The organism is Yoonia sp. SS1-5, assembly GCF_038443705.2.
GTDB classification, from domain to species: domain Bacteria; phylum Pseudomonadota; class Alphaproteobacteria; order Rhodobacterales; family Rhodobacteraceae; genus Yoonia; species Yoonia rhodophyticola.
This window is the reverse complement of the sequence record NZ_CP151767.2, coordinates 1,645,266-1,663,140: the sequence shown is the minus strand read 5'-3', so window position 1 is coordinate 1,663,140 and position 17,875 is coordinate 1,645,266. Positions and strand designations below refer to the sequence as shown.

At 59.5% G+C, this 17,875-nt stretch carries 16 protein-coding genes; 8 read left to right on the top strand and 8 right to left on the bottom strand.

The genetic code is table 11. The features are described 5' to 3' along the window. The first annotated feature begins 246 nt into the window (after window positions 1-246). Window positions 247-1,026: a peroxide stress protein YaaA gene (yaaA, locus tag AABB31_RS09875; RefSeq protein ID WP_342078313.1), complete on the top strand. Its 780-nt coding sequence runs from the start codon at window positions 247-249 to the stop codon at window positions 1,024-1,026. Here yaaA and AABB31_RS09870 read toward each other — a convergent pair whose 3' ends face one another. Genes AABB31_RS09870 through AABB31_RS09860 form a run of 3 tightly spaced genes read right to left on the bottom strand, consistent with a single transcriptional unit; the run spans window position 1,027 to window position 2,414 of the window. Further along, on the bottom strand, window positions 1,027-1,650 hold the full coding sequence (locus tag AABB31_RS09870; RefSeq protein WP_342078314.1) for a glutathione S-transferase family protein: 624 nt from the start codon (window positions 1,648-1,650) through the stop codon (window positions 1,027-1,029). It abuts the gene before it with no gap. A gap of 12 nt (window positions 1,651-1,662) precedes the next feature. Further along, complete coding sequence (locus AABB31_RS09865; protein WP_342078315.1) at window positions 1,663-2,124, bottom strand: SRPBCC domain-containing protein; 462 nt, start codon at window positions 2,122-2,124, stop codon at window positions 1,663-1,665. Further along, window positions 2,124-2,414 (bottom strand): metalloregulator ArsR/SmtB family transcription factor, encoded by a 291-nt coding sequence (locus tag AABB31_RS09860; protein WP_342078316.1) that lies wholly within the window; start codon window positions 2,412-2,414, stop codon window positions 2,124-2,126. The genes AABB31_RS09865 and AABB31_RS09860 overlap by 1 nt, the downstream gene beginning before the upstream one ends. A 217-nt stretch (window positions 2,415-2,631) precedes the next feature. Here AABB31_RS09860 and AABB31_RS09855 point away from each other — a divergent pair, with 217 nt between their 5' ends. After that, entirely contained in the window at window positions 2,632-3,693 is a 1,062-nt protein-coding gene (locus AABB31_RS09855) for a Hint domain-containing protein (RefSeq protein WP_342078317.1), read from the top strand. A gap of 16 nt (window positions 3,694-3,709) precedes the next feature. Here the strand turns inward: AABB31_RS09855 and bktB are convergent, their stop codons facing one another. Continuing rightward, the gene (bktB, locus tag AABB31_RS09850; protein ID WP_342078318.1) at window positions 3,710-4,885 is read right to left on the bottom strand and encodes a beta-ketothiolase BktB; all 1,176 of its coding nucleotides are present in this window, start codon (window positions 4,883-4,885) and stop codon (window positions 3,710-3,712) included. A gap of 134 nt (window positions 4,886-5,019) precedes the next feature. On the opposite strand from bktB, the gene AABB31_RS09845 reads away from it, so the two are divergent. From AABB31_RS09845 to selD, 6 genes are read left to right on the top strand one after another with little or no spacing between them, the layout of a single operon-like run. Next, complete coding sequence (locus tag AABB31_RS09845) at window positions 5,020-5,412, top strand: glyoxalase (RefSeq protein WP_342078319.1); 393 nt, start codon at window positions 5,020-5,022, stop codon at window positions 5,410-5,412. A 27-nt stretch (window positions 5,413-5,439) separates the two neighbouring features. After that, entirely contained in the window at window positions 5,440-6,096 is a 657-nt protein-coding gene (locus tag AABB31_RS09840; RefSeq protein ID WP_342078320.1) for an ABC transporter ATP-binding protein, read from the top strand. After that, a complete protein-coding gene (locus AABB31_RS09835; RefSeq protein WP_342078321.1) occupies window positions 6,093-8,477 on the top strand; it encodes an FtsX-like permease family protein in 2,385 nt (794 codons plus the stop codon). The genes AABB31_RS09840 and AABB31_RS09835 overlap by 4 nt, the downstream gene beginning before the upstream one ends. Then, a complete protein-coding gene (locus tag AABB31_RS09830; RefSeq protein ID WP_342078322.1) occupies window positions 8,467-9,513 on the top strand; it encodes a lipocalin-like domain-containing protein in 1,047 nt (348 codons plus the stop codon). The genes AABB31_RS09835 and AABB31_RS09830 overlap by 11 nt, the downstream gene beginning before the upstream one ends. Further along, window positions 9,506-10,063, top strand: a complete 558-nt coding sequence (locus AABB31_RS09825; RefSeq protein ID WP_342078323.1) for a pyridoxamine 5'-phosphate oxidase family protein — start codon at window positions 9,506-9,508, stop codon at window positions 10,061-10,063. The genes AABB31_RS09830 and AABB31_RS09825 overlap by 8 nt, the downstream gene beginning before the upstream one ends. Before the next feature lie 24 nt (window positions 10,064-10,087). Further along, entirely contained in the window at window positions 10,088-12,184 is a 2,097-nt protein-coding gene (selD, locus tag AABB31_RS09820; RefSeq protein WP_342078324.1) for a selenide, water dikinase SelD, read from the top strand. A 275-nt stretch (window positions 12,185-12,459) separates the two neighbouring features. Here selD and mnmH read toward each other — a convergent pair whose 3' ends face one another. The 4 genes from mnmH to AABB31_RS09800 all read right to left on the bottom strand — a co-directional run bounded on the left by mnmH (window position 12,460) and on the right by AABB31_RS09800 (window position 17,232). After that, window positions 12,460-13,512, bottom strand: a complete 1,053-nt coding sequence (mnmH, locus tag AABB31_RS09815; protein ID WP_373635696.1) for a tRNA 2-selenouridine(34) synthase MnmH — start codon at window positions 13,510-13,512, stop codon at window positions 12,460-12,462. A 63-nt stretch (window positions 13,513-13,575) separates the two neighbouring features. Further along, window positions 13,576-14,364 carry a metallophosphoesterase gene (locus AABB31_RS09810; protein WP_342078326.1) on the bottom strand — a complete coding sequence of 263 codons (789 nt, stop codon included), beginning with the start codon at window positions 14,362-14,364 and terminating at the stop codon, window positions 13,576-13,578. Window positions 14,365-14,443: 79 nt separating this feature from the next. Continuing rightward, on the bottom strand, window positions 14,444-16,036 hold the full coding sequence (serA, locus tag AABB31_RS09805) for a phosphoglycerate dehydrogenase (RefSeq protein ID WP_342078327.1): 1,593 nt from the start codon (window positions 16,034-16,036) through the stop codon (window positions 14,444-14,446). A 56-nt stretch (window positions 16,037-16,092) separates the two neighbouring features. Further along, on the bottom strand, window positions 16,093-17,232 hold the full coding sequence (locus tag AABB31_RS09800) for a phosphoserine transaminase (RefSeq protein WP_373635695.1): 1,140 nt from the start codon (window positions 17,230-17,232) through the stop codon (window positions 16,093-16,095). Window positions 17,233-17,875: the final 643 nt, after the last annotated feature.

Genomic DNA, 17,875 nt, shown 5'->3' with positions numbered 1-17,875 from the left:
GCGCGAGGGTTCAACGGGTTTGGCGCGTACGGCCAAGCCCGTGAAAAGGCACGCCAGCCAGGGGTGCGATAGCTAAGTTCGTCACCCTGTCAGGCTTTGCCCCCTCAACGCCTGTGGTGACACCTCTGCCGGGGACGCCCGGTGACAGTTCTAACTGGTTCCAACATCCTGACCCGAAACGTCACAGGGACTGGTCCTTGGCGCTGACGGTGATACATCTCCCTCAAGTCCCGAAGGAGGTTTGTCATGCTCGTTACCATTTCGCCCGCAAAATCACTTGATATGGAACCCGCGACGGTTGCCACCACGCAGCCTGCGTTCCAGCGCGAGGCCGTCAGTCTGGCAAAAACCGCCCGCAATCTGACCCTGCGGGATCTCAAGGGGCTGATGGGGCTGTCAGATGATCTTGCCCGCCTCAATCGCGACCGGTTCAAGGTCTTTGCCGCAGACCCCGCGCCAGACCAGATCAAGGCGGCTGCGCTGGCTTTCAATGGCGACACATATCAGGGCCTTGAGGCCAAGACATTGTCAGATGCTGACCTGGCCTGGGCGCAGGATCATCTGTGCATTCTATCGGGGCTCTATGGCCTGCTGCGCCCGCTTGATGCGATCCAGCCCTACCGGTTGGAAATGGGCAGCCGGCTCAAAACCCGGCGGGGCAAGTCGCTCTATGATTATTGGGGTGATACGATCGCCAAGGCCCTGAACGCGCAGGCTGCCGCGCTGGATACCGATACGTTGATTAACTGCGCAAGTCAGGAATATTTCGGCGCTGCGGATCGCAAGGCGCTGCGGCTGAATGTGATCACCCCTAGTTTCATGGAACTTAAGGATGATCGCCCCCGCATTGTCAGCTTCTTTGCCAAACGCGCGCGGGGTGCAATGGCCCGGTACATCATCGAGAACCGCCTGACACAAGCTGCCGATATCAAGTCATTTGCTGCAGGCGGCTACCAGTTTGATCCCGACCTGTCAGAGGGCAACAAGTGGGTCTTTCTGCGCGACTATCCAGAAACTGCCGGATAATCAGCCCAGGCTGTTGATCTGATCAAACTTGGGCGTATCGGCCATCCGGCTCTGCCAGGCCACGATATTCTTGCGCGAAGGCAGCAGGTCGCGCCCCTCGGGGGTGGCGGCGAGGTAATGCATCACCGGGGCCAGAAACAGATCAGCCAGGCTGAGCTTTGCGCCGCACAGATAGTCCGATCCATCCAGCGCATCATCCATGATGCTGACATGTTCGGTGATCCGGGGCAGGGCGGCGGCAATCAGGTCGGTATCCGGTTCCAGCCCGCGCATCGGCTTGACGAAACGTTCGGTGACACAGTGGCGGACAACGCTGTCATAGATGTAGTCATTTGTCGCGCTGACCCATTGCAGCATCCGCGCCCGACCCACGGGATCGGCAGGCTGCAGTGCCGGCCCATCCAGAACCTCATCAACATAGGTCGCGATTGCAAGCGCCTCATAAAGCGTCACATCCCCGTGCTGCATCGCAGGCATTTTGCCAAAAGGATGCTGAGCCCGGTAGGCGGGATCACGGAAATCGACCGGCTGCAGCCGATACGCGACCCCCTTACTCTCGCAGACCATCAGCGCGGTGCGCACATAGCTGCTGGGGGGCAAGCCAAAGATGATGACGTCGGACATGGACATTCCTTTCTAGGTAAGCGGGGGACAGTGATCTGCGGCATATGCGGCAAAAGCCTCGCCCAGAATAGCGGACCAGCCGCGTATGTAGTTCTTGCGGATGTCAGCGGCGCGCGCACCAAGCGCCGCCCATCCGTCGTGCACCAGTGTCACGCCAGTGCGCCCGTCATCGGTAGGCGCAAAGCGCACGGAAATATCGGTTGGAACGGCATCCTTGCCCCCGACATACCATGACAGGGCAATATGGCGGTTCTCTTCCCACGCGGTGATATGTCCCCAGACATGTTTCGCGCCGTCGCTGGCGGTTTCGATGATCTGTCCGCCCAAACGTGGCTCCATCACAACGGACCCGCCTGCGACGGAAAAGGACGCGACCGGCCACCAGCGGCCTACATCTGTCACAAATGCCTGAAAGGCTGCTGATTGGGTGGTGTTCAGAACCACAACGACTTCGATAGGGTCATGCATCATCATCAATCCTTTGGCCCAAGATCGCCAAGTGCTGCCAGCCAATGCTGTTGCAGATAATGCCGAAGCGCCTCCAGACTGTCGGTTTCAATACGGTAGATGCGTCGCATGCCGTCGGGCGTGACCCTGATAAGTCCGGCCTCGCGCAGGACCTTCAGGTGCTGGGACACGACAGGTTGCGACGCGTCAAGCTGATCAGTCAGATCACCGACCGACGCCGGCGCGCGGGTCAGAAGATGCAGTATGTTCTGTCGCAACGGGTGCGAAAGCGCTGAAAACTGGTCTTCATAAGGCATTTCTAATATAAGGCACGCCTTATGTATCAATGCAAGATAAACCTGCGCATCGCTTATCACATACACGCTGTGGCTGTATTAGGCAGCCCGATACCTGTCGCGGATCAGCCGCGCTTGCCCAAAGAATGATCCCTGCGCGCCGCCCGATATGCGATTGCGCGTTCCTTAACGATATAACGCCAAGATCGTTGTGATTCGGATCGGAGTTGCCTGAAACATGCCCATTTTCACACTCTTTGCGCTTGATGCGGGTGAGATCAGTGTGTCTAGCGGCGAGACGCTTGGCAATTCAGGGCAGGGTGATGCCAGTCATCTGGATGGGCTGACGATCACCCTGAACAGCAATGCCTGGACTGCGATAAGCATTGATGATGGTGACGCCAATTTCGAGGATAACGAAGTCACGCAAACCCTCAATGGCAACCAGACATTCGGTGGTGTCAACTATTTCGACGACACGCCGGTTGAGGCCGAATATACCGTCACAGTCGAAGATCCCGACGGCAATGAATACACGCTGATCGGGTTCAACATCAACGCCGCAGCCCCGGGTGCAGCCTATTCGACGGTAGAAGGGCTGGCATTTGTCGGCCCTGTTGCAGGCTTTCCGCCGATCAATACCCCGCTGCTGGTCACAGGCACTTCAGAAGGGCCCACCGGGTCCACAACACCTTACGCTGCCTATGCGTCGCCCCCGTGTTTTTGCGCAGACACGTTGATTGAAACCGCAGACGGGCCGCGCCCGGTGCGGGATATCATGGTGGGTGATCGGGTCAGGACGCTTGATAATGGCTTGCAACCCGTCCGGTGGACCGGGCAGGTCACGTTCAGTGCGGGCGACCTGCGCGCCGCCCCCGACTTTCGCCCGATCGAGATTGACGCAGATGCATTTGGTCCCGGTATACCGCTCCGCCCGATCCGGGTCTCGCCCCAGCATCGTATTGTCGTTGATCACTGGAAGGCCGAATATCTTTTTGGGGAACCGCAGGTTCTTGTGCCCGCCAAACATCTGACCCATCAGCGGCAAGTGCGCGTTGTGACCCCAAAGGCGGGCATCACATATGTGCATCTACTGTTTGATGCCCATCAACTGATCTGGTCCGAGGGGTTGCTCAGCGAAAGTTTTCACCCCGGTCAGCAATCCATCGGTGCGCTTGCCCCGCAGACGCGGGCAGAGTTGATGGCCCTCTTTCCAGAGCTGACCGATGCCCATCACCACATGATCGGCGCCCGCCGGACCCTGACCAGGCAAGAGGCCCGGCTGGTCGACCTTGGCTAACCAGCGCGGCGCGGCCTCAAAGCCGTTCGATTGCCAGTGCGATCCCCTGTCCGCCGCCAATGCACATTGTGATCAAGGCGCGATGACCAGCGATCCGGGTCAATTCATACATGGCTTTGACAGTAATGATGGCACCCGTTGCCCCAACCGGATGCCCCAGCGCAATCGCGCCGCCATTGGGGTTGACCTTTGCCGGGTCCAGCCCCAACTCCCGCGACACGGCAAGGGCCTGTGCGGCGAAGGCCTCGTTCGATTCAATGACATCGAAATCGTCAACAGACAGACCGGTTTTTTCAAGCAACCGCCGAACGGCCGGCACCGGGCCGATCCCCATCACCTCGGGGCGAACGCCGGCATGGGCATAGCCCAAGACCCGGAATGCCGGCGCAATGCCCGCTTTGGCTGCCGCATCAGCCGTTGCCATGACGATTGCCGCCGCCCCATCGTTTAGCCCGGACGCGTTGCCGGCAGTCACGGATCCATCCTTTTGAAAGACCGGGCGCAGACCTGCCAGCGCCTCGGCCGTGGTGGCCTTGGGATGTTCGTCAACGGCGAAATCGACCATCTCGCGTTTGCGCCGGACGGATACTGGCACGATTTGGTCCTCGAAATACCCCGCCTGCATGGCCGCCGCTGCGCGCGACTGACTTTGCAAGGCAAATGCATCCTGATCCGCGCGGCTGACATGATGTTCGGTCGCGACGTTTTCTGCGGTTACACCCATATGCCCGGTGCCAAACGGACAGTTCAGTGCGCCCAGCATCATATCCTGGCTTCGGATGTCCCCCATTTTTGCGCCCCAGCGTTGGTCTGAGACGATATGGGGTGATCTGCTCATACATTCTGATCCACCGGCAAGGCCGAATTCGGCATCCCCCAGTTGCAGCGATTGCATGACAGAGACAATTGCCTGCACGCCTGAGCCGCAGAGCCTGTTCACATTCATCGCAGGCGTGCTTTCGGGGATGCCGGCCTGCATGGCCGCAACCCGGCTGACATACATGTCGCGCGGTTCGGTGTTGATCACATGTCCCATGGCCACATGACCGATCTGCGGCCCCGCGACACCTGCGCGTGCCAATGCGGCCTTCGCGACGACAGTTCCCAATGCGATGGGCGTTGTCCCTGCCAGCGACCCGCTAAACGTGCCGATGGCCGTGCGCGCACCGCCCAAAATCACAATGTCAGACATCTCAACCCCCCATCTTTGCTTGTTTACATCATATGTGGCGCAAGCATGGAGAGACAGAAAAACGTCAGGTCAAATCAACGGGCTGGAATATGGATGCATTTAGTATACAATTGCATACCGAAAGGATATCCACGATGCTTGGCGATCTCGATCACATTCAACTGGCCTTCCCTGCTGGCGCCGAAAGCCGGATGCGGGCCTATTATTGCGATCTTTTGGGAATGGTCGAAATCGCCAAACCGGCGGCGTTGCAAGGCCGGGGCGGGTTCTGGACACGGGTCGGCGCGCTGGAAATCCATTTCGGCAAGGATCCGGACTTTCACCGGGCGACCAAGGCGCATCCGGCCTTTCGGGTGGCCGATATCGACCGGCTTGCCCGTTTGCTGACCGATGCAGGCTTTCCTGTCTTGTGGGACACGGCCTTGCCCGATGTCATACGTTTCTTCAGCACCGATCCTGTCGGAAACCGGATCGAATTCATCAGCGCCGAAACGTCGCGCGGCGGTTTCCTTCGGCATCCTGCGTGATAAGTCTGTCGCAGATCGCGAGGGTAAATGCTGCTGCACGTTGACAATATTCACAAGACCTATGCCACCGCCGACGGGCCGTTTCCCGTGCTCAGGGGGGTCAGTATGGATTTGCAGGCGGGCGAAACGCTTGCCCTTACTGGTGAGTCCGGAAGCGGCAAAAGCACGTTATTGCATCTGATCGGCGGGCTGGATGCGCCCGATCAAGGGCAGATCGTACTGAACGGTCAGGATATTGCGGCACTTGATGACAAGGGCAGGGCCAGTTTGCGCCGCGGGCAGGTCGGCGTGGTTTTTCAGCAGTTCAACCTGATCCCCAGTTTGAAGGTCGCGGATAATATTGCGTTTCAGGCCCGGTTGGCTGACCGGCATGACCCGCAATGGTGCGTGATGCTTGCCAATCGCCTCGGCCTTGAAGCGCAATTGCAAAAATATCCCGAGCAATTGTCAGGCGGGCAGCAGCAGCGGGTGGCGATTGCGCGCACGCTTGCCCCTAAGCCATCTTTGGTGCTGGCGGACGAACCCACAGGCAATCTGGATGAACAGACCGCCGGGACCGTCATGGACCTGCTGCTTGATCTGGTGGCGCAATCCGGCGCGGGTCTGTTGATGGTAACCCATTCCATGGCACTGGCGGGGCGTCTGTCGCGCAGGCTGCACCTGCGCGCCGGGCAGGTCGCATGAACCGCACGATCCTGAAAGCCCTGCTGTCGCATTGGTGGCGCAATCCCTTGCAACTTTTCACGCTGCTGACGGGGCTGGCGCTGGCGACCGCACTTTGGTCAGGCGTGCAGGCCGTGAATGCCGAGGCCCGGGCCAGCTATGACGCAGCGGCGGCCACCTTGGGCGAGGGGCAATATGATCGCTTGGTGCGCAGCGACGGCACGCCGTTGGCACAATCCACATATATCGCGCTGCGGCGGGCGGGCTGGCTTGTCAGCCCGGTTGTCGAGGGCCGGTATAACGGTGTGCGCATTATCGGGATTGATCCGCTTACCGCGCCTTCGGGGATCGGCCCGGTCGATATGGCCGCAGGTACGGATGTGCAAAGCTTTCTGACCGGGGCAGGGCAGCTATTCGCCAATGCCGAGACAGCCCAGCGTCTGGGCGATCTGGATGTTATGATTTCGACGGATGCCGCACCGGGCACTGCGGTGACCGATATTGGGGTTGCGCAGCGATTGCTGGGCAAGGCGGCCCAAATTGATGCCCTGATCGTTGATCCGGTCCAGCCAAAGAGACAGCCGGCCTTGGCTGGCATTGCCCCCGATCTGACTCGACAGCAGGCGCAGGCCGGGTCCGATATTGGTCAACTGACCGACAGCTTTCACCTGAACCTGACAGCGTTTGGGCTGTTGTCCTTTGCTGTGGGCATCTTCATCGTCAACGGGGCGATTGGGCTTGCATTCGAACAGCGCCGCCCGGTGGTGCGGACCTTGCGCGCGCTGGGCGTACCTTTGGGGCGGCTGGTGGTCCTGATGGGGGTAGAATTGGCGGCCTTTGCCCTGCTCGCCGGGGGAATTGGTGTGGCGCTGGGCTATGTCATTGCGGCACTGCTTTTGCCCGATGTGGCGGCAACATTGCGGGGTCTTTACGGGGCGGATGTGTCCGGCACGCTGCAACTGCGCCCGGTCTGGTGGGTGTCGGGCATGGCCATTGCGCTTGGCGGTACGGCCATTGCGGCCAGCGGGGCGTTGTACAAACTGTCACGCATGCCGCTGCTGGCTGGGGCGCAACCGCGCGCATTGGCGATGGCGGCGGGGCGGGGCGCGCGGCTGCAGGCACTTGTCGCGGTTGTTCTTTTGGGCATCGCGCTTGTGTTGATGTTCACAGCGGATGGTTTGCTTGGCGGCTTTGTATTGCTTGCGGCGTTGCTGATTGGAGCAGCGCTGGGCCTGCCATTGATCCTTGACCGTTTGCTGGCATTGGGCGGGGCACTGTCCCGGTCTGTCACCGGACAATGGTTCTGGGCCGATACCCGGCAGCAATTGCCGGGATTGTCGCTGGCGTTGATGGCGCTTTTGCTGGCGATGGCCGCCAATGTTGGCGTGTCCACCATGGTGTCCAGCTTTCGGCTGACATTCACCGATTTTCTGGACCAGCGTCTGGCGTCCGAGCTTTACGTCGACACCAAGACCGCGGCAGAGGCGCAGGCCGTCATTGCCTATGCCGATGGACGGGTCGACGCGGTTTTGCCGATCCAATCCGCCGAGGTCATGATCAGCGGGCAGCGCACCGATATATTCGGCGCCCGCGATCATGCCACGTACCGCGATAACTGGATCTTTCTTCAAGCAGCGCCTGCATTGTGGGACACCACATTTGCCGGGCAGACGATCCTGATCAATGAACAGCTGGCCCGCCGGGGCGGGCTTGGGCTGGGCGATACCGTTACGATCAAGGGGGCAACCTTTACGGTTGCGGGCATCTATGGCGACTATGGCAATCCGATTGGTCAGGCCCTGATCGCCGAGGACAGCTTTGCCACGCTTTACCCCCAAATCGCCCCGACACGGTTTGGCCTGCGCCTTGCAAAAGAGGCGGTCCCTGATTTTGTCGCAGGACTTGAGGCCGCAACCGGCATTCCGGCAGCCCAGACCATCAACCAGGCCGGGATCAAGGCATTTTCGCTCAGCATTTTTGAACGGACCTTTACCGTGACAACTGCATTGAATGTGCTGACCCTTGCTGTTGCAGGGTTTGCGATCCTGATGAGCCTGCTGACGCTGGCCGCCATGCGGGTTCCGCAACTGGCGCCAGCCTGGGCCGTTGGCATGACCCGCGCGACCTTGGGCCGGTTGGAGCTTTACCGGGCAGTCCTGCTTGCGGCGCTATCGGCGTTGATCGCGCTGCCGCTGGGACTGGCGCTTGCCTGGGCGTTGCTGGCGGTCGTCAATGTGGCAGCCTTTGGATGGGAATTGCCGATGTATCTGTTTCCGGTGGATTATGCGCGTTTGGGGCTGTTTGCATTGATGGCCGCGGCCCTTGCGGCGATCTGGCCGGCAACCAGGCTGGCCCGGACGCCGCCTGCCGATCTGCATAAGGTGTTTTCCAATGAACGGTAGAAGGCTTTTTCTGGTTCTGACCATTTGGGTGGCTTGGCTTGCCGGTCCGTCGCACGCACAGGGGTTTGCCGGGTTGGGCAGTGATGCTGACGGCTTTGCGGTGCCGCAACCCGACCCGCAGTTTTCCTTTCCGCAGGATCATGGGGCGCATCCTGACTACCGGATCGAATGGTGGTATCTGACGGCCAATCTGGCTGCAGAGGATGGCACAAAATACGGGCTGCAATGGACGCTGTTTCGCTCGGCCCTCGCGCCAGAGGACGGGACGGGCTGGCAGACGCCACAGCTTTGGATGGGGCATGCTGCCGTCACTACACCAGACCGGCATTTCGTCAGCGAAAGGCTGGCCCGCGGCGGGATCGGGCAGGCCGGTGTGACGGCCGATCCGTTTGAGGCATGGATCGACGATTGGGTGCTGCAGGGGGACTGGGCCCAGATGCAAATGCGTGCCAGCGGGCCGGATTTCAGCTATGACGTTGGGCTGACCGCCGAAGGTCCATTGGTGTTTCACGGGGACGATGGCTATTCGGTGAAATCCGCAGCGGGGCAGGCATCTTACTACTACTCGCAGCCATTCTTTTCCGTGGCGGGTACGTTAAGTTTGCCAGCGGGCGATATTGCGGTGACCGGCACAGCCTGGCTGGATCGGGAATGGTCATCCCAGCCGCTCTCGGACAATCAGACCGGGTGGGACTGGTTTTCACTGTCCTTTGATGATGGGGCAAAACTGATGGGGTTTCGGCTGCAACAGACAGATGGGAACAACTATACATCTGCGACCTATATTGCGCCCGATGGCATCACCACCGCCTATCCGGATGGCGCTTTTTCGGCAACGCCGCTGGAAAATGCGGCGCAGCGGGAGATTCCTGTCAGATGGCAGGTGGTTTTGCCTGCAAAGGGCATTGACGTTACTGTACAAGCAATCAATGAGGATGCGTGGATGTCGACAACGGTCCCTTATTGGGAAGGACCGGTTGACGTAAACGGTAGCCACCAGGGTTATGGGTATTTGGAGATGACCGGGTATGAGTGATTGGTTTGAGACATTAGAGGCGCTGCACGCCGAAATCTGGGACAGCGTGGTGCAGGGGATCGGCAATAGCGACCACCCAACACGCACCCCGACCTTTGCGACAGTATCGCCAAAGGGCTGGCCCGAGGCGCGCACGGTGGTTCTGCGGGCGGTTGATACTGAATATGGGACGCTGGCGTTTTATACCGACCTGTTCTCGGACAAGATCAGAAGCCTGCAGGCAACGCCGCGCGCGGCCCTGCATATCTGGGATGCCGAGAAGGCGTTACAGATCCGGATGTCGATGCATGTCAAAATCGCCTCGGGCGACGCAGTAAAAAGCATCTGGGCGAATTTGCCAGAGCATTCCAAGTTAAGCTACGGGGTTGATCCGGCCCCGGGACAGCCGATCAAACAGGCGCTGAATTATTCAAAAACGCCTGACCCGGCCGCCTTCGCCGTGCTGAATTGCGAGGTCCTGACCATCGACGCGGTGCATCTGGGCGACGACCATCGCCGGGCGATCTATTCACGATCTGATGACTGGATGGGACACTGGCTTTCGCCCTGACCCGCAGCCGACTAAAGAAAACATATGCAGGGTTTCCCATTCACACGTGATCTGGTTCTGGTCGGCGGTGGTCACACGCATGCGCTGGTGTTGCGCCAATGGGGGATGAACCCGTTGGCTGGCGTGCGGCTGACCGTGATCAATCCGGGGCCAACGGCACCTTATTCCGGCATGTTGCCCGGCTTTGTGGCCGGGCATTACACCCGGGACGAGTTGGATATTGATCTGGTCAAACTTGCGCGTTTTGCCGGGGCCCGGTTGATCAATGGCGCCGTCAGCGGCATTGACCGGGACGCCCGCACTGTCACGGTGCCGGGGCGTCCACCAGTTGGATTTGACGTGCTGTCGATTGATGTTGGCATCACCTCGGCCATGCCCGACATGCCGGGTTTTGGGGCGCATGCGGTCCCGGCGAAACCCTTAGGGATTTTTGCCTCGCGCTGGGACGCATTTCAGAAGCAAGCCGATGCGCCCGAAATTGCGATTATCGGCGGCGGTGTCGCGGGTGCAGAGCTTGCGATGGCCATGGCCCACGCGTTGCGCGGCAGATCACCAATCGTCCGCCTGATTGACCGCGGCCGCGTGCTGACAGCGCTGGGACATACCGCCCGGACCAAGATGTTGGCCGCGCTGAACGGCGCAGATGTCACCGTGATCGAGGATGCAGACGTGTCCGAAATCGTGGCGCAGGGCGTTGTTTTGTCTGACGGGCGCAGATTGCGCAGCGACTTCACAACAGGGGCTGCGGGCGCCAAGCCGCATGACTGGATTGCGCAGACCGGCCTGTCCCTGCATGAGGGCTTTGTCAATGTGGACGCGAATTTGCAATCCAGCGACCCGGCGATCTTTGCTGTGGGTGATTGCGCGCATCTGTCCGCAGACCCCCGACCCAAGGCCGGCGTCTATGCTGTCCGGCAGGCACCTGTCCTGTTCGACAATCTGCGCGCTGTTCTGTCTGGCGGTCAATTGCGCCCTTATCGCGCCCAGAAAGACTATCTGAAGCTGATATCGCTTGGCCGCAAATCGGCCTTGGCCGAAAAGTTTGGCACAGCCCGCGAGGGTCCGTTGCTGTGGAAGCTCAAGGATTACATCGACCGCAAATTCATGGACCAATTTGCAGAGCTCCCCATGATGGCCCCGCCCAAAGTGCCGCGCACAGCCGCGCTGGGCCTTCAGGACCTTTTGGGGACGCAGCCGATCTGCGGTGGATGTGGCGCCAAGGTAGGCAAGGGGGCGCTCCTGGATGTCCTTGCCGACAGCTTTGGTGATGACGCCGCACAGGTTCAGCCCGGTCAGGTCATCAGCACCGATCATTTGCGGGCTTTCAGTCATGATCCCGTTATCATGACACGTATTGCCGCGATCCATGCCTTGGGTGATGTCTGGGCAATGGGTGCAGTGCCACAAGCCGCGACCATCGGTTTGGTTCTGCCCCGCATGTCGGATGATTTGCAGCGCCGCACCCTGCACGAAATCATGGCCGTCGCCCGGGCGACCTGCGCGGAGGCTGGTGCAAAAATCGTGGGCGGGCACAGCTCGCTGGGTGAGGAATTGACAATTGGCTTTACGGTCACCGGCCTGACGGATGCGCCGGTGACGCAGGCAGGCGCGCGCAGCGGGGATCGCCTGATCCTGACCAAACCGATTGGCAGCGGCACTGTTCTTGCGGCCGAGATGCAAGGCAAGGCCCGCGGTGCAGATGTGATGGCCTGCCTTGACCTGATGGCGCAGGGGCAGGGTGATGCGGCCCGGATATTGGGACCGGCGCATGCGATGACCGATGTCACCGGATTCGGTCTTGCCGGTCATCTACGCGGCATCTGCGCGGCCTCTGGCGTTGGGGCCACCATCAGGCAGGCGGATATTCCGCTGATGCAGGGTGCGTCTGATCTTGCGGGCGCAGGCATACGTTCGACCCTGTTTGCGGAAAACAAATCAGCGGCCGGTCATCTGCAAGCTGCGCCCTTTGATCTTTTGTACGATCCGCAAACGGCTGGCGGGTTGCTTGCCGCCGTTGATCCGGTGGACGCGGACAAGCTGCTTGCTGCACTGCGCGAGGCTGGATATCCGGCGGCGATCATTGGTGAAATCGTGGATGGCGATGTGATCAGGGTTGTCTAATGCCCTGACTTTAGGGTCAGGACCCATTCATTCCACGCCGCCAGTTTGACCGATTTTGGTCGTGACGAGGCGCGGCCCCGCAGTAATAGTGGTTCTATTGCAAGGGGATGCAACGATGATCACGGCCAAAATCAGCCAAACCCTTCGGGCGCAGATTTCACTTCATCTCAGCGGCGCGGGCCGCTTGTCCGTAGAACAACTATGGCCTGCGCGTCCCAAACCACCGATATTTCGTGAAATCTGCGCTGGCGGTGCGGAATGAATGGGTCCTGACCCTAGAGCGCCTTGAGGATGGTAAGTATCTGATCTGCCGCCTTTTCCTGTGCGTCATCGTCCAGCGTGTTGGCCGCAATGCGTGCGATGATGTCCCTGTCGTCAATCCGGCGGGATTTCTCGTAAGCCGGATCGTAGTGATCCTGCATCAGCGCATAGGACAGATCGACCAACTCCCCCTGCTGTGAAAGCGCAACCCAGCGATCCACGACCCGATGCCCGCGCAAGCGCCGCAATGGCGCAAGGCGGGTTGCGACGATGTTCGGATCGGCGATCACATCATGATAGGCCGTGGCCAGATATTGCGCGCGGGCTGCCTGTGGGACATCCAGCACGATGCGTGGCGCCTGCAGCATGGCCACCCAAAGGCTGGGCGGAATGACAAGCCGTCCGATCTTGCTGCTTTCCGCCTCGATCAGAACAGGCAGGTCCGGTGTCATACCGCGCAGCGCGTTGGCAATGGCGGTTTCAAATGCCTTCTGCGCTGGCTGTCCGCCCGGCTGGGCGCCCAGCAGCGAACCGCGGTGACGGGCGAGCCCCTCCAGATCAATCATCTGAACGCCGCGTGCAGCCAGGCGATGCAGCAATTCCGTCTTGGCGGTGCCTGTATTCCCGTCCAGCAGGATCAGCCGGTGGGCCAAGGGTTGATCATAAAGCGCCGTGTTCACAAGCCGGCGGTAGGTCTGGTAGCCACCTTTGACGGTCTCTGCGCGCCATCCGACCTCACCCAGCAGGCCGGCAAAAACGCCTGACCGCTGACCGCCTCGCCAGCAATAGACAAGGGGGCGCCAACTGCCATCCTTTTCTGACAATGGTCCGTCGAGGTGATTGGCCAGATTGCGGATCACCATCGCAGCGCCAATCTTGCGCCCGTCAAAAGGGCTGACCTGCTTGTATATTGTGCCAACTTCTGCCCGTTCGGCATTTGACAGGGCGGGGAGGTTGATTGCACCTGGCACATGGTCTGCGGCAAATTCCGCAGGTGAGCGGACATCAATGACCGTATCAAACCCGTGATCCAGCATTGCGTCGAGTGTTTTAAAAGTGACGGGCATTGGCGCGGGATATCCTACCAAACCAGCGATGAGAACCGGAAAAGTGTCCGACCTGCCGGGCGGCTACGGGGTCAGGGCGACCCGGCCCTTGTCAGTCAGCAGCCAGCAGTCCCGTCCTTCAAACACCGCCGGAACAAGCGGTTTACCATAGCCCGCGCCGCCGTCCAGGTCGATGCGATTGCCGAAATGGGTGGGATGATCAAGTGCCGTGTGTCCATGCACGACCAGCTTGCCAAAGTCATGGGTGCTTTCCAGAAACCCGTCCCGGATCCAGATCAGGTCTTCGGGGTCTTGCTTTTCCAGTGGAATGCCGGGGCGCAGACCCGCGTGAACAAAAATCAAATCATCGGTTTGATAGGTCAGTGGCAGTTCATCCAGAAAATCGAGATGCGATTGCGGGACGTGTTGCTGCGCTATGCGCTGCAACGCATCCTTGGTGATCCGCCCACTGTCGCCTGTGTAATAGGCCAGTGTTTCAAGGGCATCTTGGCTGGGGCGTTCGAAATGCATCTGACCGGTCACGCCATAAGAGGCCAGCGTTGCCGTGCCACCCAGACGCGGGTTCAGCCAACTGATGCCGGATTTCACGCGGGGGTCATGTTCGATCCCGTGCCGGACGAAATTGCTGAACAGGCGATCATGATTGCCCTTGATGAACACCCAGTCCCGCCCGGCCTCGCGCCCCTTGATCAGCGTGTCGATGACGGCCTGACTGTCGGGGCCGCGATCAGTGTAGTCGCCAAGGAATACGACCTTTGCATCGTCGCCGCCATCGGCGGCGATCAGCGCCAAAGCATGTTCCAGCATGGCCATCTGGCCGTGAATATCACCAATTGCATAAAGCAGGCTCATAAGGTCCTTTCGGCCAGCGACAGGCGCAGAGGGCGTAAGATGGGTTTAAACCCATCCTACGACGTTGCGATTGCCGCGATCAGACGTCAAATATCAGCGGCTTGACCTGTTGGAACAGCCCGGTGGCCTCCAACGCTGCGATGGCAGGGGCCGGTACCGGTTCATCAACATAGAGAAGCGCAATCGCCTCTCCTTTGGCCTCCGACCGGCCCAGGGTGAAGTTGGCGATGTTGACGTCATTGGCCCCCATCGTTGTTCCCAAGGATCCGATGATGCCTGGAACATCTTCATTCGTTGTGTAGACCATATGCGTCCCGATCTCGGCATCAATGTTGATTCCCTTGATCTGGATGAAGCGGGGCTTGCCATCACTGAACACTGTCCCAGCCACCGAACGTTCCCGCTTGTCCGTGACAACGGTAACTTTGACATAGCCTTCAAACGCCCCGGATTGGTCCTGTTTTGTGGTCGATATCTTCACCCCACGTTCCTTCGCGATTACGGGGGCCGAGACCATGTTCACATCAGGATTGGCCGATTTCATGATGCCTGCAACGGTGGCAGCGGTCAAAGCTTTAAGGTTCATATCGCTGGCCTGGCCATCAAACAGGATGTTGATTGCCTTGATCGGCTCATCGGTCATCTGCCCGATGAAGTGACCCAAGTGACCGGACAGTTTGATCCATGGCCCCATGATCTTGGCCTCTTCGGCTGTGACGGACGGCATGTTCAGAGCATTTTGCACGGCACCTGTCAGCAGGTAATCCGACATCTGTTCGGCCACTTGCAATGCCACGTTTTCCTGCGCCTCGGTTGTTGCAGCACCCAGATGCGGGGTGCAGACGACATTCGGCAAATTGAACAATGGGTTTTCCGTCGCCGGTTCATTGGCGAAGACATCAAATGCAGCACCGGCCACATGCCCTGATTCAAGCAGCTCCGCCAATGCGGCCTCATCCACCAGACCACCGCGGGCGCAGTTGATGATCCGCACGCCCTTCTTGGTCTTTGCGAGGTTCTCGGCGCTGAGAATGTTCTTGGTGTCAGCCGTCAGCGGCACGTGAAGGGTGATGAAATCAGCGCGCGCCAGAAGTTCGTCAAGTTCGACCTTTTCAATGCCAATCTCGGTCGCGCGTTCCTCGGACAGGAACGGGTCCATTGCGATGACTTTCATCTTCAGTCCGCGCGCCCGGTCACAGACGATCGAGCCGATATTGCCGGCGCCAATAACACCCAGGGTCTTGCCGGTCAGTTCGACACCCATGAACTTGGACTTCTCCCACTTGCCCGCATGTGTTGATGCGCTGGCTTCGGGGATCTGACGGGCCACGGCAAACATCATTGCGATAGCATGTTCGGCTGTGGTGATCATATTCCCGAACGGGGTGTTCATCACAATGATTCCCTTTCGGGACGCGGCGTCCCTGTCCACATTGTCCACGCCGATCCCTGCGCGGCCGATCACTTTGAGATTGTCGGCGGCGGCGATGATCTTCTCGGTTGCCTTGGTGGCGGACCGGATGGCAAGCCCGTCATATTTGCCGATCACGCTGAGCAGCTTGTCCTTGTCCTTGCCTAGATCGGGTTCAAAATCCACCTCGATGCCGCGATCCTTGAAGATCTGGACGGCTGCAGGGGAAAGTTTGTCAGATATCAGTACTTTGGGGGCCATGTGCCGCTCCTTGGGAATGTCAGTGATGGGGGAGGTAAGATGGGTTTAAACCCATCCTACGCGTTGATTTCAGCCTCAAAGGCCCAGCTGAGCCAGGGCAGCATGGCTTCGATATCGGATGTCTCGACTGTTGCGCCGCACCAGATCCGAAGACCCGCTGGCGCATCGCGATAGGCGCCGATATCCAGCGCAATACCTTCTGCGTCAAGCCGCTTTGCAACAGCCTTGGCGAATGCGGCCCCGTCAGCGATCCGTTCATCTGTGAATTTCAGACATACCGATGTGTTTGACCGTGTCGCGGGATCGGCTGCAAGGTTTGCAATCCATGGTGTGGCTGCACAAAAGTTCCAGATCGCTTGCGCATTTGCATTGGCCCGGTGGATCAGCGCATCCAGACCACCGATGGACTTGGCCCATTTCAGCCCCACAAGGTAGTCTTCGACTGCCAGCATTGACGGCGTATTGATGGTTTCACCCCGGAAAATGCCCTCGATCAGCTTACCGCCTTTGGTCAGGCGGAAGATTTTCGGCAAGGGCCAGGCAGGGGTGTAACTTTCCAGACGCGCGACGGCCCGCGGGCTAAGGATCAACATCCCGTGCGCCGCTTCGCCCCCCATGACCTTTTGCCAGGAAAACGTGGTCACATCCAGCTTGTCCCATGGCAGGTCCTGTGCAAATGCAGCCGAGGTCGCATCACACAGCGTCAAACCGGCCCGGTCCGCCGGTATCATGTCACCAGATACCATGCGTACGCCGGATGTCGTGCCATTCCAGGTAAAGCAGACATCATTGTCATAGTTGAGGGCGGCCATATCGACGATGTCGCCATATTCCGCAGTGTGGGTGGTTGCGTCGATCTTGAGCTGTTTGACAACATCCGTCACCCAGCCGGCGCCAAAACTTTCCCAGGCGACCATCTGTGCCGGGCGTTCGCCCAGCATTGACCACATGGCCATCTCAAACGCGCCGGTGTCAGAGGCAGGGACGATCCCGATGCGATAATCGGCGGGTACACCCAGGATCTCGCGAGTCAGATCGATAGCCTCGGCCAGCTTGGCTTTGCCTATTGCGGCGCGATGCGATCTGCCCAGTGCGGCATCGCTCAGCTTGTCCAGTTGCCAAATGGGGGGTTTGGCACAGGGGCCAGACGAAAAACGCGGATTTGCCGGCCGCGTTGCCGGTTTGGTCATTACCATCAGTGGTATCCTCACAGATATGCGCCCTTCGTTGGGGAAGGGTGTCCCACCGCCGGACATACGGAACCCCAGTAAAAACAGCAACAGGCAAAGGTACTTGCTATGCAGGTAAATGTAGACTTTTGCAGAACGATGCAGGAACGCATGTTTCCTATTGGCACAAATCTGACACAGGTGGATCGCGCCTTGTTCCGCCATGGCTTATCCGGAAATCAGCTCGTTCACATCTACGGAAACGACTATTTAGAAGACACTGCGGCTCAGTCGGTGCGACCAACAGTTACTCGGCGATCGCACACGGGCGGAACCTCGCAGTCGGCCTTATCGCTGGCCGGGCACCACAGCAATTCGCACACCTCGCGGACGCGGTTCTGGCAGAACAGAGGTGGTCGTGGAAATTCGGACCAGACGTTAAGGTGGATCGCATAATGAAGGTGACGATCCAGGATGAAGAAACGAAAGAACCATTCGTTCAACTGCCCGGCAGTCGATACGCAGTGAGGCGATCCGTGAGGAGATGACGCTAGCGGAGCTGTTCAAGAAGTATGGCGTCCATCCGACCCAGGTCGGGACTTGGAAGCGCGCCGCGATAGAGCACATGGCGACTGCATTTACGCGCCTTGGTGCGGCCCCAGAACAGGTT